At 72.7% G+C, this 15,631-nt stretch carries 19 protein-coding genes and 1 pseudogene; 10 read left to right on the top strand and 10 right to left on the bottom strand.

Translation table 11 applies throughout. The annotated features are described in order from the left end of the window. Positions 1–79 precede the first annotated feature (79 nt). Complete coding sequence (locus tag IG74_RS0143160) at positions 80–1,432, bottom strand: MFS transporter (protein WP_420710045.1); 1,353 nt, start codon at positions 1,430–1,432, stop codon at positions 80–82. Positions 1,433–1,668: 236 nt separating this feature from the next. Here IG74_RS0143160 and IG74_RS0143150 point away from each other — a divergent pair, with 236 nt between their 5' ends. The 3 genes from IG74_RS0143150 to IG74_RS0143140 all read left to right on the top strand — a co-directional run bounded on the left by IG74_RS0143150 (position 1,669) and on the right by IG74_RS0143140 (position 3,207). Beyond that, positions 1,669–2,154 (top strand): MarR family winged helix-turn-helix transcriptional regulator, encoded by a 486-nt coding sequence (locus IG74_RS0143150; RefSeq protein ID WP_030688979.1) that lies wholly within the window; start codon positions 1,669–1,671, stop codon positions 2,152–2,154. A gap of 119 nt (positions 2,155–2,273) precedes the next feature. Continuing rightward, positions 2,274–2,639, top strand: a complete 366-nt coding sequence (locus tag IG74_RS0143145; RefSeq protein WP_030688977.1) for a PH domain-containing protein — start codon at positions 2,274–2,276, stop codon at positions 2,637–2,639. A 235-nt stretch (positions 2,640–2,874) separates the two neighbouring features. Further along, positions 2,875–3,207 (top strand): putative quinol monooxygenase, encoded by a 333-nt coding sequence (locus IG74_RS0143140; protein ID WP_030688975.1) that lies wholly within the window; start codon positions 2,875–2,877, stop codon positions 3,205–3,207. A 71-nt stretch (positions 3,208–3,278) separates the two neighbouring features. Here the strand turns inward: IG74_RS0143140 and IG74_RS0143135 are convergent, their stop codons facing one another. Next, positions 3,279–3,656 carry a nuclear transport factor 2 family protein gene (locus tag IG74_RS0143135; RefSeq protein ID WP_030688973.1) on the bottom strand — a complete coding sequence of 126 codons (378 nt, stop codon included), beginning with the start codon at positions 3,654–3,656 and terminating at the stop codon, positions 3,279–3,281. 209 nt (positions 3,657–3,865) lie between these two features. Here IG74_RS0143135 and IG74_RS0143130 point away from each other — a divergent pair, with 209 nt between their 5' ends. Further along, entirely contained in the window at positions 3,866–4,864 is a 999-nt protein-coding gene (locus tag IG74_RS0143130; protein WP_030688971.1) for a hypothetical protein, read from the top strand. A gap of 22 nt (positions 4,865–4,886) precedes the next feature. On the opposite strand, the gene IG74_RS0143125 is transcribed toward IG74_RS0143130, so the two are convergent. Next, complete coding sequence (locus IG74_RS0143125; RefSeq protein WP_030688969.1) at positions 4,887–5,831, bottom strand: CU044_5270 family protein; 945 nt, start codon at positions 5,829–5,831, stop codon at positions 4,887–4,889. Beyond that, positions 5,824–6,360: an RNA polymerase sigma factor gene (locus IG74_RS0143120; RefSeq protein WP_030688967.1), complete on the bottom strand. Its 537-nt coding sequence runs from the start codon at positions 6,358–6,360 to the stop codon at positions 5,824–5,826. Before IG74_RS0143120 ends, IG74_RS0143125 begins: the two co-directional genes overlap by 8 nt. Positions 6,361–6,466: 106 nt before the next feature. On the opposite strand from IG74_RS0143120, the pseudogene IG74_RS46935 reads away from it, so the two are divergent. Further along, positions 6,467–7,947 (top strand): annotated as a pseudogene (locus IG74_RS46935) (cytochrome c oxidase subunit I). Between the two features lie 5 nt (positions 7,948–7,952). Continuing rightward, positions 7,953–8,300, top strand: coding sequence for a hypothetical protein (locus tag IG74_RS0143110; protein ID WP_051856615.1), 348 nt, complete (start codon positions 7,953–7,955; stop codon positions 8,298–8,300). 104 nt (positions 8,301–8,404) lie between these two features. Here the strand turns inward: IG74_RS0143110 and IG74_RS0143105 are convergent, their stop codons facing one another. Both IG74_RS0143105 and IG74_RS0143100 read right to left on the bottom strand, forming a co-directional pair. Continuing rightward, positions 8,405–9,271: an LLM class flavin-dependent oxidoreductase gene (locus tag IG74_RS0143105; RefSeq protein WP_030688963.1), complete on the bottom strand. Its 867-nt coding sequence runs from the start codon at positions 9,269–9,271 to the stop codon at positions 8,405–8,407. A 118-nt stretch (positions 9,272–9,389) separates the two neighbouring features. Beyond that, a complete protein-coding gene (locus IG74_RS0143100; protein ID WP_234334658.1) occupies positions 9,390–10,379 on the bottom strand; it encodes an esterase/lipase family protein in 990 nt (329 codons plus the stop codon). 241 nt (positions 10,380–10,620) lie between these two features. Here IG74_RS0143100 and IG74_RS0143095 point away from each other — a divergent pair, with 241 nt between their 5' ends. Next, entirely contained in the window at positions 10,621–11,313 is a 693-nt protein-coding gene (locus tag IG74_RS0143095; RefSeq protein ID WP_037827181.1) for a TetR/AcrR family transcriptional regulator, read from the top strand. A gap of 112 nt (positions 11,314–11,425) precedes the next feature. On the opposite strand, the gene IG74_RS0143090 is transcribed toward IG74_RS0143095, so the two are convergent. From IG74_RS0143090 to IG74_RS0143080, 4 genes are all read right to left on the bottom strand, one after another. Next, the gene (locus tag IG74_RS0143090) at positions 11,426–12,019 is read right to left on the bottom strand and encodes a DUF4291 domain-containing protein (protein ID WP_030688956.1); all 594 of its coding nucleotides are present in this window, start codon (positions 12,017–12,019) and stop codon (positions 11,426–11,428) included. 127 nt (positions 12,020–12,146) lie between these two features. Continuing rightward, positions 12,147–12,407, bottom strand: a complete 261-nt coding sequence (locus IG74_RS50430; RefSeq protein WP_078869597.1) for a DUF397 domain-containing protein — start codon at positions 12,405–12,407, stop codon at positions 12,147–12,149. Between the two features lie 52 nt (positions 12,408–12,459). Beyond that, a complete protein-coding gene (locus IG74_RS0143085; RefSeq protein ID WP_030688946.1) occupies positions 12,460–12,732 on the bottom strand; it encodes a DUF397 domain-containing protein in 273 nt (90 codons plus the stop codon). After that, complete coding sequence (locus tag IG74_RS0143080; RefSeq protein ID WP_030688944.1) at positions 12,698–13,540, bottom strand: helix-turn-helix domain-containing protein; 843 nt, start codon at positions 13,538–13,540, stop codon at positions 12,698–12,700. Before IG74_RS0143080 ends, IG74_RS0143085 begins: the two co-directional genes overlap by 35 nt. 88 nt (positions 13,541–13,628) lie before the next feature. Here IG74_RS0143080 and IG74_RS0143075 point away from each other — a divergent pair, with 88 nt between their 5' ends. From IG74_RS0143075 to IG74_RS0143065, 3 genes are read left to right on the top strand one after another with little or no spacing between them, the layout of a single operon-like run. Continuing rightward, entirely contained in the window at positions 13,629–14,072 is a 444-nt protein-coding gene (locus tag IG74_RS0143075) for an ATP-binding protein (RefSeq protein ID WP_030688942.1), read from the top strand. Continuing rightward, the gene (locus IG74_RS0143070; RefSeq protein WP_030688940.1) at positions 14,062–14,532 is read left to right on the top strand and encodes a cupin domain-containing protein; all 471 of its coding nucleotides are present in this window, start codon (positions 14,062–14,064) and stop codon (positions 14,530–14,532) included. The genes IG74_RS0143075 and IG74_RS0143070 overlap by 11 nt, the downstream gene beginning before the upstream one ends. After that, the gene (locus tag IG74_RS0143065) at positions 14,525–15,301 is read left to right on the top strand and encodes an SDR family NAD(P)-dependent oxidoreductase (RefSeq protein WP_030688938.1); all 777 of its coding nucleotides are present in this window, start codon (positions 14,525–14,527) and stop codon (positions 15,299–15,301) included. Before IG74_RS0143070 ends, IG74_RS0143065 begins: the two co-directional genes overlap by 8 nt. Positions 15,302–15,631: the final 330 nt, after the last annotated feature.

Raw genomic sequence — 15,631 nt, 5'->3', positions numbered from 1 at the left:
GGGCGGGTGGGTGGGACCACCCCGGCGGCGCGCAGCGCGGCCAGCTGGGGCTGGCGGCGGGTGCCCGGCCCGTGCGGAGTCAGGGGGTGGGCCTGGTCGGGCGCAGGATCGTGGCTGCGAGCAGGAAGGCCGCGGTCAGGAGGGCCGTGCCGATGGTGAAGGCCAGGTGGTAGCCCGAGGTGAGGGCCTCGGGGCGGGAGTGGCCCGAGGCGAGGGCGGACTCCGTGCGGGAGGCGGCGAGCGTGGACAGGACGGCGACGCCGAGCGCGCCGCCGATCTGCTGCGTGGTGTTGAAGAGCCCGGACGCGAGCCCCGCGTCATCGGCGCGGGCCCCGGACATCGCGAGCGAGGTCAGCGCGGGCAGCGCGAGCCCGAAGCCCGCGGCGAGGAGCATGACGGGCAGCAGGTCCACCCAGTAGTTGGCCCGCACGGGCACCCGGGCGAGCAGGCCGAGGACGCCGATCAGGAGCACGAGCCCCGCGAGGAGCACGGCGCGCTCGCCGAAGCGGGCGTTGAGGCGGGCGGAGACCCCGAGGGACACCGCGCCGATGACCGCGGCGGCGGGCAGCATCGCGAGGCCGGTCTCGGCGGCCCCGTACCCGAGGACGTTCTGGAGGTAGAGGGCGACGAGCACCTGGAAGGAGAAGAGGGCGGCGACCATCAGCATCTGGACGACGTTGGCCCCGGTCACGGCCCGGGAGCGGAACATCCGCAGGGGCAGGAGCGGCGTCCGCGCCTTGGTCTGGCGGACGACGAACCCGGCGAGCAGCACGGCGGCGAGCGCGCCGAAGCCGAGGGTGTGCCCCGAGGCCCAGCCGTACTGCTCCACCTTCACCACGCTGTAGATCCCGGCCATCAGGCCCGCCGTCACCAGGAGCGCACCCGTGACGTCGGCCCCGGCGCGCAGCCCGAGCCCCCGGTCGGCGGGCAGTGCGCGCAGCGCGAGGAGCAGGGCGGCGAGGCCGATCGGCAGGTTGATGAAGAAGATCCAGTGCCAGTTCAGGGCGTCGGTGAGGACGCCGCCGACGACCTGCCCGAGCGACGCGCCCGCGGCCCCGGTGAAGCTGAACACGGCGATGGCCCGGGCCCGTTCGCGCGGCTCGGTGAACAGCGTGACGAGGATGCCGAGGCTGACCGCCGAGCTCATGGCCCCGCCGACGCCCTGGAGGAAGCGCGCGGCGATGAGCGTCGCGGGGCTGGTGGCCGCGCCCGCGAGGACCGAGGCGAGCGTGAAGACCCCGATGCCGGTGACGAACATCCGCTTGCGGCCGATGAGGTCGCCGAGCCGCCCGGCGAGCAGGAGCAGGCTGCCGAAGGCGATGAGGTAGGCGTTCACGACCCAACTCAGCCCGGCGGGCGTGAAGTCGAGGTCCTGCTGCATCGCGGGCATGGCCACGGTCACGATGCTGCCGTCGAGGATGATCATCAGCATCCCGGTGGCGATGACCCCGAGGGCGAGGCGCCGGGAGCGGGCCGCGGGCGGGGCGGCCGGGGCGGCCGGGGCCGCGGCAGGCGCAGGGGCCTCGGGCGATGCGGTGGCGGTCATGGATCTCTCCTGTCTGGGGCGGCCGGGACGCGCCTCGGCCGATACGCAGGACCGTAGCAGATAGTTTTGTTGCAGACTATCTATCTCGGTCGCGCATCCGCCTCCTCGGCTACCCTTGCCGCATGACCGCCATGGCACCCGCCCGCACCGAACCGGACCTCTCCTTCCTCCTCGACCACACCAGCCACGTCCTGCGCACACAGATGGCGGCGGCGCTCGCCGAGATCGGCCTCACGGCGCGGATGCACTGCGTCCTCGTCCACGCGCTCCAGGAGGAGCGCACCCAGGCGCAGCTCGCCGAGATCGGGGACATGGACAAGACGACGATGGTCGTCACCGTGGACGCCCTGGAGAAGGCCGGGCTGGCCGAGCGCCGCCCGGCGCGCGAGGACCGCAGGGCCCGCGTCATCGCCGTCACCGACAAGGGCGCCGAGGTCGCGGCCCGCAGCCAGGAGATCGTCGACCGGGTGCACGAGGAGGCGCTCGGCGCGCTCTCCAAGACCGACCGCACCGCCCTGCTGCGCGCCCTGAACCGCCTGGTCGAGGGCCACTTGGCGACCCCCGCCGAGAGCCCGCGCCCGGCCCGCAGGGCCCGCCAGCGGGCCTGACGGCGACCCTTCGCGGTCCGTCCGCGCGGTCCCGTACGGTGAGAGGTCCCGGCACGCCGTCAGCGCGTACGGGCGACCGCACACGGACCGCATACGGAACGAACGAGGGTGGGGCCACCATGGCGCTGTTCGGAAACGCGCACACCGTCGACCCGGCGTCGGCACAGCAGGAGTACGCCCGCCTCATGGGCCACGGCGAGCAGGTCTACGCCGCGTACCGGCTGATACGCGACACGATCCTGCTCACCGACCGGCGCATGATCTTCGTCGACAAGCAGGGGATGACCGGCAAGAAGGTCGAGTACCACTCCGTGCCGTACCGGAGCATCACGCACTTCGCGGTGGAGACCGCGGGCCACTTCGACCTGGACGCCGAGCTCAAGATCTGGATATCCAGCAACCCGGTGCCGATCGAGAAGACCTTCACCAAGGGCGTCGACATCTACGAGGTGCAGGCGATCCTGACGCAGTTCGTCGCGCGCTAAGCGCTTCGCTGGAAGTAACGCGCTGTGCCGTCATTCTGCTGCGGCGCCGTCGTGGCTGGTCGCGCAGTTCCCCGCACCCCTTCGGGGCGCTCCCGTACCGCAGCGGACTTCGCCGCACCCGCTTAGAGCCCGTGCGGGGCCCGGGGCGGGCGCCCCGGGCCGGCGCCGATGGGCGCCGGGCGGGCATGTCGGGGTACGTTCGTAGGGCACCTAAATCGCTAAGAGGGAACGCCCCATGATCTTCATCACCGTGAAATTCACCGTCCGCCCCGAGCGCAGCGAGGGCTGGCTCGACCTCGTCGACGACTTCACGCGTGCCACCCGCGAGGAGCCCGGCAACCTCTTCTTCGAGTGGTCCCGCAGCGTCGACGACCCCCACCAGTTCGTCCTGGTGGAGGGCTTCCGCGACGGCGAGGCGGGCCGGGAGCACGTGCAGTCCGCGCACTTCGCGGCCGCGATGGAGACCATGTCGTACGCCATCGCAAGCACCCCCCAGATCGTCAGCACGGAGATCCCCGGCATGGACGGCTGGGGCACGATGGGCGAGGTCTCGCCGCGCGAGGCCTGAGCGAGGCGCGCACGCGGGAGGGGGCCAGGACCGCGGTGCGGTCCTGGCCCCCTCCCGTTCTCCCGCTCCCCTCACGCCTGCGGCAGGCGGTCCAGGAAGCCGTACACCGCACGGATGCGGCCGTCCTCCGCGAGCACCGCCACGTCCGAACCGGCCACCGGCGCGGAGCCGTCCGCCCCCGACACCAGCTCCCAGGTGAACCGGACGAGGCCGTGGTGGCCGTCGACCTCCCCCGTCCGCCGGAACGCGAAGCCCGGGAACTGCTCCCGCACCGCGGCTATCACCGCCGTCAGCGCCTCCGGGCCCGCCGCGTCGGCCAGCGGGTCGGTGTACGTGCCGTCCTCGGTCCAGGCCGCCTCCACGGCCTTGCGGACGGCATCGGGGCCGGTGGCGTTCCAGGCCTCGAAGTACCGGGCGACAGCGGTCTCGTGAACGTCCTGTGCGGGCATGGTCTTCGCCTCCGGTGAGTCGCGCTCTTCGCTACGTGGACCCGAAGCCCGGCCGGAGTGCGCCGCCCGGCCTTCGGTGCCCTCAGCTTGCCGCGCCCCACCCGCCCCTCGCGATTACGCCCCAGGTAAAGCCGGGGGTGCCTTCCCTCGGGGGCGCACGTGTGCTTGCCTGGTGGGCCGATTCCGTTCGCTGAGCCGGGAGTTGCCGGATGCGGAAGCAGTTGGTGGGTGGGGCCCTCGCGGGCATGCTGCTGCTCGGGGCCTGCGGGGACCCGGGCGAGGACGGCGGCCCGGGCGGCGCCGCGGCGCCGAACCCGCCCGCGGCGGCCCGCGCGGACGGCTCCGAGAGGCCGTCGCAGACGAACCGGCAGCGGGCGGAGAAGGACGAGCCCTCCAGGAAGACCGGTCGCGAGCCCAGTGACCGCGAGCCCGGTGACCGCGAGCCGCGCGGCCCGAAGCCCGCGCCCCGCGTCCTCTACCTCGGCGACTCCCTCGCCATGGAGAACCAGAACGTCCTCGGCACCCTCCTCCGCGACCGGCTCGCCGCCCGCTACACCAGCGCCCCCTACTCGGGCACCACCCTCTGCGACTACCTGGAAGGCACCGGCGAGGACTCCCTCGTACCGGACAAGGACAAGGCGGCCGCGCTCGTGCGGAAGCTGCGCCCCGACTTCGTGGTGCTCCAGTTCTGGGGCAACGCGTGGGGCTACACACCGTGCATGGGCGGCGTCACGTACGACAAGCAGCGCGACACGTACTTCGCGCGGTACGCGGCCGACGCGCGCAGGCTCACCGGCCAGATCGAGGAGGCCGCGCGGGACGCGGGTGCCGAGCGCCCGAAGGTGGTGTGGGTGTCGCAGGGCCCGGACGTCATGACGCCCGACCGGGTGCGCCGCGTGAACGAGCTGTACCGGCGCCAGGCCGCCGCGTCCGGCGACCTGGTGTCGGACGCGGGCCGGGCGGTCAGCCCGCCATCGGCCCGCTACCGGTGGGTGCGCGAGCTGCCCTGCACGGCGGACGAGCGCGCGCACCCGGCGTACTGCACGGAGCCGGGCGGCCGTACCGCGCTGCACCGCGGCGACGACCACCTGCACTTCTGTCTGGCGCCCACGACTCCGAAGTCCCGGCCGTGCCCGGTGCGTTCGCCGGGCATACGCCGGATCGGGCAGGCGGTGACGGACACGGTGGCCCGCGCCGCGAAGCGCTGACCCGGGGGTCCGGAGGAACGGCTCAGTCGCGCCGCCACGCGCTGTACGACATCACGTCCCCGGCCCGCACGGCGAACTGCGGCCGCGCCTCGGTGAACATGACCTCAAGGCCGAGCACGTCCCCCGTCCCCGGGTCGAGGATCAGCATCCGGCGCAGGGCCTCGTCCGCGGGGTCCTTGGACTCGTACACGTACGCCTGTCCGGGGCGCCCGAGCCGGTCGGTGATCGCGCCCGCGGGCCGCAGGCCCTTGGTGTCGGCGAGGACGCGGACGAGCGCGGCGCGCTCGCGGGCGCCGAGCGTCCAGGAGTCGAGGAGCTGCGGCAGCGCGTCGAGGAGGTGGTCCGCGGTGAGCGGCCCCGAGGCGCGGGCGACGCCTCCCTCGTAGGTGTCGGTCAGATAGGAGCGCAGCTTGCCGGGGGTGTGCGGAGGGCGGGCCCGGGGCGGCGCGTCGGCCCAGGTCGGCGGGTAGACGCGCTCGCTGACCAGGTCGCCGCCGGTCTCGACGCGCTCGGTGCGGCTGCCGTCGCCGCGCCAGCGCACCTCACGCTCCTCGGGCAGCGTCACGGGCCGCTCGGCGTGCGGCCCCGCGTCCATGGCGAGGCTCCAGGTCTGGATGTGGCTGCCCCTGCGCAGTTCCGGCTCGCCGTCCCGGGCGGCGGCGGCCGCGCGCTCGGCGACCTCGGCGAGCGGCACGGCCGCGGAGCCCGCTCGCGGGCGCAGGGCGCTCGGCGCGGCCGTGGCGGACGTGGCCGCCAGGTCGGGCAGGGTGAGCACGAGCGCGGCGGCGAGCGCGACGACGGCGGCCTCCGCCCACAGCACGACGCGGCGCCGCGCCCGGCGCCTGCTCGTGTGCAGGAGCTGGTTGAGCCCGCGTTCGGCGCGGGCGTCGAGCGGCCGGTCGCGCCAGGGCCCCTCGGTGGCGGACACGGGGTCGGCCGCGCGCAGCAGGTCCAGTTCGTCAGTCATGGGTGCCGTCTCCTGCCGTTACGTTCATCCGCATCCGGTCGATCTCCGCGCGCAGCCGCCGTCTGGCCCGGTGCAGCCGCATCGCGGCGGCGCTGCGGCCGCAGCCGAGGGCGACGGCGAGGTCGTCGACGCCCAGCTCCTCCCAGGTGGTCAGGCGCAGCGCCTCCTGGTCGGCGGGGGAGAGCCGGGCGAGGGCCTCGTGCACCCAGGCGCCGGGCGCGTCGGTGTCGGGGCCCGTGACGACCTGGCCGTGCCGGGTGGCCTCGTGGTGGCCGATGCGGTGCAGCAGGCGGCGGTAGCGGCCGAGGCCCCGCACCGTGTTGGCCAGGCAGTTGCGGGCGACGCCGTACAGCCAGGGCAGCGCGTTGTCGGGCAGCTCGGCGCGGCGCCGCCAGGCTATGGAGAACACCTCCGCGACGACTTCCTCGACCTCGTGCGCCTCGCCCGCGCCGAGTCTGCGCGCCACGAAGCGGCTCACCGCCCAGTAGTGCTCGCGGTAGGCGGCCGCGAAGGCTTCGTCCGTGCTCATGAACCGTAGGTGTCCGGCATGTCCCCGATCTTCACACCCGGGCGCTGTGAGTTTCGCGGCAGGGCCCGGCGGTGACGCGCGGGGCGGTCCCGGACACGTACGGGGCATGAGGGCAACCGTGAAGTGGCTGACGACCACCGACCACAAGACGATCGGCACGCTGTATCTGGTGACGGCGTTCGCGTTCTTCTGCATCGGCGGTGTGATGGCGCTGTTCATGCGCGCCGAGCTGGCCAGGCCCGGTCTGCAGATCATGTCGAACGAGCAGTTCAACCAGGCGTTCACGATGCACGGCACGATCATGCTGCTGATGTTCGCGACGCCGCTGTTCTCGGGGTTCGCGAACTGGCTGATGCCGCTCCAGATCGGCGCCCCCGACGTGGCGTTCCCGCGCCTGAACATGTTCGCCTACTGGCTGTACCTGTTCGGCTCGCTGATCGCCGTGGGCGGCTTCCTCACCCCGGGCGGCGCGGCGGACTTCGGCTGGACCGCGTACGCGCCGATCACGGACGCCGCGCACGCGACGAACATCGGCGCCGACATGTGGATCATGGGGCTCGCGCTCTCCGGCTTCGGCACGATCCTCGGCGCGGTCAACTTCATCACGACCATCGTCTGCATGCGCGCCCCCGGCATGACGATGTTCCGCATGCCGATCTTCACCTGGAACGTGCTCCTGACCGGCGTCCTGGTGCTGCTCGCCTTCCCGGTCCTGGCGGCCGCGCTGTTCGCCCTCGAAGTGGACCGGAAGTTCGGCGCGCACATCTTCGACGTGGCGAACGGCGGCGCGCTGCTGTGGCAGCACCTGTTCTGGTTCTTCGGCCACCCCGAGGTGTACATCATCGCGCTGCCGTTCTTCGGGATCATCTCCGAGGTCATCCCGGTCTTCTCGCGCAAGCCGATGTTCGGCTACATGGGCCTGGTCGGCGCGACCATCGCCATCGCGGGCCTGTCGGTGACCGTGTGGGCGCACCACATGTACGCGACGGGCGGCGTGCTGCTGCCGTTCTTCTCCTTCATGACGTTCCTCATCGCGGTGCCGACGGGGGTGAAGTTCTTCAACTGGGTCGGCACCATGTGGAAGGGCTCGCTGAGCTTCGAGACGCCGATGCTGTGGGCGGTCGGCTCCACTTCTGGTGGCCGAAGTTCACCGGCAAGATGCTCGACGAGCGGCTCGGCAAGATCACCTTCTGGACGCTGTTCATCGGCTTCCACGGCACGTTCCTGGTCCAGCACTGGCTGGGCGCGGCGGGCATGCAGCGCCGCATCCCCGACTACCTGGACGCGGAGGGCTTCACCGGCCTCAACACCCTGTCCACGATCTTCTCGTTCCTCCTGGGCCTGTCCCTGCTTCCGTTCTTCTACAACATCTGGAAGACGGCGAAGTACGGCGAGTACGTCAAGGACAACGACCCGTGGGGCTACGGGCGCTCCCTGGAGTGGGCGACGACCTGCCCGCCGCCGCGCCACAACTTCCACTCCCTGCCGCGCATCCGCTCCGAGTCCCCGGCGTTCGACCTGCGTCACCCCGAGATCGCCGCGGAGCCCGCCCCCGTGGCCGGGGCGGCGGAGAAGGCCGCGCTGTGACCGCCATGGACGACCGGCCGCCGGCCCCGGCGGAGGCGGCCCTGCTCATCCACGAGATCGAGGGCCACCTCCTCGTGGAGTCCGCCCGCACGGAGAGCCGCGCGGCGGCGGCCCGCTTCACCGCCCGCCTCGACTGGCTCACCCGGGCCCAGCGCGAGGAGGTGGAACGCGCCTACGCCGAGGACCACCTGGCCCTCACCCGCGACACCTGGCGCCACACGGCCATCCGCTGCCGCGAACTCCGCACGGAGTACGAGACCCGCTACCGCGACCTCCGCCGCCGCGTCCTGGCAGGCTGCCTGTTGGGCCTGGCGTTCGCGACGGCACTCGCCTTGGTGCTTGCGGGCATCTGAGCGCCCCGGTCGGGAGCGCCCCGAAGGGGCGCGGGGCTGTATACATTTGCGGCTCCGCCGCGTGGGCGCGACCAGCCCCCACGGTCCGCGGATACGACGTACCACTAGAGCGCGGGCGGCCCGGCCTCCACACGCCGGAGAACGGGAGCCAGCCGGTCCAGACCGGGCCCGGTCTGGAGCTGCCGCTCGTCCCACCAGGTAGCACCCGCGTCCCGCAGGGGCGCGATGAGATCCCGGGCCGCCGCGGGGTCGGAGGGCGTAGCCCCACCGAGCACGACGTCGAAGGCCCCGCTCCCCTCGGGGCGGTGAGCCCGAAGGAACGCCACAAGATCACGCACCTCGGCGACAGCCGGAACGCACCCGTGCAGGGCGGCCTTGAACAAGGGCACGGCCCCGTCCCACCGCGCGGCCCGCCGCATGGGGGCCCGGTTCGGCCAGAACCCCCCGATCCAGACGGGCGGCCGCGGCCGCTGCACGGTGGCGGGCAGCAGCGTGACGTCACGGACCTGGAAGTGCGGGCCCTCATGGCTGACGGCCTGCCCGGACCAGTAGCGGTTCAGGAGGTCGAGCCCCTCGTCCAGGAGCTCGGCGAGGACGCGCGGGTCGGTGGGCTCGCCGAAGCTGCCGTACTCGTCGTCGACGGGCCCGCCGAGCCCCGCGGTGAAGGTCACCCGGCCCCCGGACACGGCGTCCAAGGTGGCGACCTGCCGGGCCAGTTGGTGCGGGCGGCGGCGGGCCACCGGCGTCACCAGGGTGCCGAGCCGGATCCGCGAGGTGGCGAGCGCGGCCGCGGTGAGGAGCATCCAGGGGTCCCCGAAGGGCTTGCCCGCCTGCGCGGCCTTGTCGTGCACGACGTGGTCCCAGACGAACAGGCCGTCCCAGCCCGCCTGTTCGGCGGCGACGGCGACGCGGGCGACCGTCCTCGGGTCGGCGAAGTCACCGAAGTTCGGAATGTTGATCGAGAAGCGCATGCCCCGCATGGTGACGCCGGTGCGGAGCCGGGGCAATCGGTTTACCGTGGCGGCCACGAGCCACCGGCCCGGGGGCAGGTGCCCCCGGGCCGACGGCTCGCGCGGTCCCCGGCCGGGGTCAGAACGGCAGGCCGTAGTCCTCGCACGAGGGCTTGAAGTCCGGCTTGTCGGCGCCCAGGGCGTTGACGACGTCCTGGGTCGTCGGCCCGTCCGTGAAGAGGCCGACGTGGCCGACCGGGTTCTTCGGACACTGGTCCTGGACGACGATGTTGCGGACGTTGTCGCCCTGCAGGAAGCCCTGGCTGTACGGGGTCGAGACGCGGTCGTTCTTCGTGGCGATGACCGTGTAGCGCACGCCCGGCACGGTGTCGCCGTCCGCGAACAGGGCCTTCTGGAAGTCCGAGCCCTCCTCCTGGTCCTTGAGGCCTTGCAGGTTCAGATGGTCGAAGGCCCCGTTGACCAAGCCCATGAGGCCGAGCGCGTGGCCCAGGTTGACCAGGCCGTTGAGGGTGGTGCCGTGGTTGGTGGGGGCGAGGGCGACGAGCCGGTCGACCTTCTTCGCGCCGCCGAGCCGCTTGATGTAGTAGTTCGGCATCATGCCGCCCTGGGAGTGCCCGAGGACGTTGACCTTCTTCGCGCCCGTCGACGCGAGCACCTTGTCCACGAAGGCGCTCATGGTCTCGGCGGACTTGGCGATGCCGGTGAGCCCGCCGACGCGGCCGCCGAGGTCGAACGGGCTGCCCATGCCGTAGTTGAAGGCGTAGACGCAGTGACCTTCGTTGGCGAGGGTCGGGCCCATCTTCACCCAGTTGGCACCCAGGTTGACGTTGGTGCCGTGGACGAGCACGACGGGGTTGGGGTGCTCGGCGGAGGGCTTGCAGCTCCAGTCGTTCACACCGGTCACGGCGTTCGGGCTGAGAAGGAAGTTGCGGACGCCGTCCGCAACCCCGCCGACGGGGTACGACGGCTTGCGCGGCTGCTCACCGGCCTGCGCCGGGGACCCGGCGGCGGTGAGCGCGGTGGCGGCGAGGGCGACGGGCACGACGGCGGCGGCCGCGCGGCGCACGGAGCGCGGCAGACGGCGGCCTGGTGCGGATGATCCGTTCACGGTTCCTGTCCCTTCGAGCGAGCTGTCACGAGCGGGGGGTGAGGCACAGGCGTCACAAGGACGCACCAAGGGCAGGTCATGGCCATGACACACCGACGGGCACCAATCTGAAACGGCACCGCTTCAGATTTGGTTACTTGAAAGTAGGACCGGGGCAACGCCAGCGCAAGAGTCGTGCGCGAGACAATTTCCTTACGGGGGCGTCCAGTTGGCCGAGCAGCAGGTGAGAGGGGCGACCGGGGTGGAATCCGACGAGACGGACGAGCCGGGTGGGGCGGCGCGGCGCCCGGCGAGGGCGTACGGCGGGAAATCGGCGGAGCAGCGCAGGGCCGACCGGCGGCGGCGCCTCCTGGAGGCGGGCGTCGACCTCTTCGGCACGGGCCCCGGCGCCTACCGCGCCGCGTCCGTCGCCGCCCTGTGCGCCCGCGCGGGCCTGTCGACGCGGCAGTTCTACGAGGAGTTCCACAACCTCGAAGAGGTGCTCGCGGCCCTGCACCGGCACGTCCAGAAGGCCGCGCAGGCCGCCGTCGTCGAGGCCCTGGCCGAGGTGACGGGCGGGACCGTGCGCGAGCGCGTGGAGTCCGCGTTCCGTGCGTACGCGCGCGTGCTCACCGCCCATCCGCACCTCGTACGGATCGCCTTCGTGGAGGTCACCGGCGTCACCCCCGAGCTGGAGCGGCAGCGCCTCGAAGCCCGCAAGGGCTGGGTCGACCTCCTCGTCGCCGCCCTGGACGAGGCCGCCGAACGCGGGGAGATCGGCGCCCGTGACTACCGCGTCGCCGCGCTCGGCTTCGTCGGGGCGGTGAACGCGCTCCTCTACGACTGGACGGCCGGGTACGTGGACGCGGACCTGGACACGATCGTGGACGAGCTGATGCGGATGTTCATGGGTCTGCTCCAGCCGCCCGCGGCTGCGGGCGCGGGGCCGGTCTGAGGGGCTTCGCCTCGGGAGGGCCGTCCTTCGTCCGCGGGTGCCTCGTGGCTGGTCGCGCCCACGCGGCGGAGCCGCAAATGGACACAGCTCCGCGCCTCTCAGGGCACTGCGGCTAAGGGCGCAGGTGGGCGAGCAGCGCGTCTCCGGCGGGGTAGACCGGCTCCTCCGGAAGGAGCGCGCGAGCACCGTCGAGGTCGCCCGCGGCCACCGACTCCCGTACGCGCCGGGCCGTCTCGGTGACGTCGGTGACCGACACGATCCACTCGTCCGCGTAGCGCCGGGACGCCTCCCCCGCGAGCCCCAGCTGGAGGGAGCGGTGCGGCAGCGGACGCAGGCGCAGGTCCCGCTCCGGGTCCCACTGCACCCGCGCCGGCGCCTGCTTGAGCTGCCGCTTCCAGTCCGCGGCGTCCTCGTGCACGCCCGGCTCGTAGTGCGAGAGGCACGCGTGCGCGAGCGCCCAGTCGAAGCCCGCCCGGCTGATCTCCAGGGCGAGGACGGTCTCCTGGCCCTCCTTCGCGCCCCAGCCGCAGCGGTACATCATCCACAGGAACGAGGGCTTGATCCACGTCATCCGCTCCCGCCGCCACGCGGCCGGGAACCGCCCGTCCCGGGCGGCGGGCTCCCCGATGTGGGGCGCGTACGCCTGGTAGACGGTCACGGTGGTGTCGGTGTGGGCGGCTCGGATCTGGTGCTTGGGGTGTTCCACGGGGGCTAGCGTGCGGGCCCGGCCTGGGGGTGCGCCAGCGATTTTGGCCGGGCCGGGTGCCCTCGCGGTGCGCCCCAGGCCCGCCCCTTCCCGAACCGGGGGCTGCCGCCCCCGGGCCCCCGCGGCGCTAGAGGGTGCTCACGAGGGCCGTGAAGGCCGGGGCGGAGACTGTGAGGCGGGGCCCGTCGGGGCGCTTGCTGTCGCGGATGGCTATGTGGGGAGCGGGGAGTTCGGCTACTTCGACGCAGTCGCCGCCGGTGTCTGCGCTGTGCGAGGACTTGCGCCAGGTTACTCCGTCGAGTGGGGCGCACTCGACGCATTCACCACCTGTGCCTCCGCTGTGGCTGGACCTACGCCAGAGTACGCCTGTCGGGTTCAGGCTGCCCATAACGTTCCCTCCCGTACGCGGGTGATCAGCGCCTGAGCCTGCGGGTCCGACCTCAGAGAACGCCGCGCACTGCGGCACCCACGAGGGCCGTGAAGGCGCCCGCCGATACCGTGACGCGGGCCCCGTCGGGGCGCTTGCTGTCGCGGATCGCTATGTGGGGGCTGGGGAGTTCGGCGACTTCGACGCACTCGCCGCCGGTGTCCGCGCTGTACGAGGACTTGCGCCAGGCCGCGCCGTTGAGGGGCGCGCACTCCACGCACTCGCCGCCGGTGCTACCCGTATACGACGACTTACGCCACCGCGCGGTCTCCAGGGTGGTCCCCATACCGTTCCTCCATCACGCGAGTGATCAGCTCCGCTGATTCCTCTATGGAGAGGGCAGCGGCCTGCAAGTTAGCGTAACGGAGGGCAGCTTCGCGGACGGTTTCCGGGTTGGCTGTCATGTGGCCGGAGATCAGGTCTTCCGTGTAGACGAGTGCGGGGTCATCCTCGAACCGAAGCGCGGTGAACGAGCCGTCTAGGGCAGTGTGTTCACCGGCGTCGTACGGGAGCACCTGGATGTTCACCCAGCGTTGCTGTTGACAGCGCAACAGGTGTCGCAGTTGCTCGCGCATGATCTCGGGGCTCCCGATCGGCCGGTGCAGTGCCGCCTCGTCGAGTGTCACCAGCATCAGCGGCGGACGCGCACGCTCCAGGATCCGCTGGCGCTCCATCCGAGCCGCTACCAGGTCATCGAGGTTGCTGGGCATCCCGGTAGCCAGCACTGCTCGGGCGTAGTCCTCGGTTTGCAGAAGCCCGTACACCAACTGCGTCTGGAACGTCGAGATGTACGCGGCCCTGGCTTCCATCTCGGCGAATGCCTGGAACCAGGTTGGCAACTGGCTGCGCAGCACCAGCCCTACCAACCGCGAGAAGGTCCCATCCGTGCCGAGCGCGGCGTCGAGTCGCTCCGAGAAGTCCCGGGTGGGCACCTTCTTCGCGGTCTCCACCTGGCCGATCAAGGAGCCCGTACAGAAGATGCACCCGCCCAGCTCGGCCTGGTTGAGGCCTGCCCCTTCTCTCAGGCGGCGCAGCTCCGATCCGTAGAAGTCCAGCGGGGACGCGCTCGGGTCGAGTTCGTTGATGCGCACCACGGAAAGGTTCACCCCCGGCGTCAAACGCCCGTCAGCGTTGCTCTCGTTGCGTAGCCAAGGGTATGCGCAGCCCGACAGCCTGAGTGACATGAATCACGCAACTGACCTCCTTGACCAAGGAGTTGGCGGCAGCTATCGGATGAGCTTCACCGTCGGTGAGCACTCGGCACGACCGCTGCGGCGGATCCTGCGGACGTACCTGGGGAGCTGGGGCCTGGCCGGGCTGGCGGACGGGGCGGAGCTGGCGCTCACGGAGCTGGTCGCGAACGTCGTACGGCACGTGCCCGACCGCCGGTGCGCGGTGCTGATCGTGCGGCGCCCGCGAGGGCTCCGCGTGGAAGTGATGGACGGCAGCCCGCTGCTGCCCGCCCCGGCGGACGGCCCGGTCGGCGAACCGGCGGAGGGCGGGTACGGGCTGAGGCTCGTCGACGCGGTCACGGACCGGTGGGACGTTACGGTGCTGCCTGGTGGCGCGGGCAAGACCATCTGGTTCGAGTGCGACGACGGGAAGGACGTGGACGGTGACCCCTGAGGAACTGATCGCCGAGCACGGTCTGGTGCCGCTGGAGTTCGAGGGCGGCCGGTACCGCAGGACGTGGGCGGGGCCGCCGGACGCGGCGGGGCGGCCGGCCGGGTCGGCGATCATCATGCTGCTGACGTCGGAGCCGGGCGACTTCTCCGCGCTGCACCGGCTGCCGATCGACGAGGTGTGGCACTTCTATCGCGGGGACGCGCTCGAACTGCTCCTGCTGCACCCGGACGGGACGGACGAGCTGCGCGTCCTCGGGGGCGGTGGGGGCGAGTTCCAGGTCGTCGTACCGGCGGGTACGTGGATGGGCGCGCGGGTGCGGGACGGGGGCGACTGGGCGCTCTTCGGTACGACGATGGCGCCCGGGTTCATGGAAGAGGACTACGACGGCGGGGAGGCGGGCGCGCTGGCGGCCGCGTATCCGCGCCAGGCGACGCGTATCAGGGAGCTGTGCCGTGACTGACCCCGAACTTCCCTCGCTGGCGGGGCGTGTGGCCCTCGTGACCGGGGCCAGCGGGCTGCTTGGCGGCGGGATCGCCCGGCGGTTCGCGGCGGCCGGAGCGGCGGTCGTCCTGCACTGCCGCCAACAGGGGGCGCGGGCCGAGGCGTTGGCCGACGAGATCGGCAAAGCGGGCGGGGACGCGCTCGTCGTGGCGGCGGACCTGCGCGAGGAGGACGAGTGCCGACGGCTGATCGGCACGGCCCGCGACTGGCGGGGGCGGCTCGACTCGCTGGTGAACAACGCCGGGGTGCAGCCGGTGCAGCCGCTGCCTGGCATGTCCGCCACGGACTGGCGGGAGCTCCAGGAAGCCAACGTGACCAGCGCGTTCGCCTGTACGCAGGCGGCGGCCGAGGTCATGGGCGCGCAGGAGGGCGGCGGCAGCGTCACGCAGATCGCCTCCATCGAGGGGCATCAGCCCGCGCCGGGGCACGCGCACTACGCCTCGTCGAAGGCGGCGCTGATCATGTTCGCGCGGGCGGCGGCCGTGGAGTACGGGGCGGTCGGGGTGCGGGTGAACAGTGTGTCGCCGGGGCTCATCGGGCGGCCGGGGCTCGCGGAGGACTGGCCCGACGGGGTGGAGCGGTGGGGGCGGGCCGCGCCCCTTTCCCGCCTCGGGCGGGCGGAGGACGTGGGCTCGGCGTGCGTGTTCCTGGCGTCGTCGGGGGCCTCGTGGATCACGGGGGCCGACCTGGTGGTGGACGGCGGGGTGAGCGCCCGCCCCACGTGGTGACCTGGCGGTCAGCACCCCGGCTCGGGGCGGCGCCCTTCCCGGGCGGCACCCCCTGGGCCGGGGCGCGCCCCTGGGCCGGGCCGGCAGTTGCCCGGCCTGTCGCCCGGGTTCGGCCGCGACGGTTGCGGGGAGGGGCCCCTGAGGCGGGGCACCTCCCCTCGCCCCCGCTGCCAGGGGGCCGCGCTGCGCCCGCGCCCTGCGCAACGTTTGCTCGGCACCGAGGGCTGGGCCCACCTCATCCCCCCGGCCACCTCGCCGCGAGGCCAGGGCGCCCACCCACGACCCTGGCGACACGGGGCCGCGCTGCGCGCCGCCCGCACGGTCCCACCC

Source organism: Streptomyces sp. NRRL B-1347, from assembly GCF_000720325.1.
Lineage (GTDB): Bacteria > Actinomycetota > Actinomycetes > Streptomycetales > Streptomycetaceae > Streptomyces.
The sequence above is the reverse complement of the archived record's forward strand: the minus strand, read 5'-3'. Positions and strand labels throughout refer to the sequence as shown.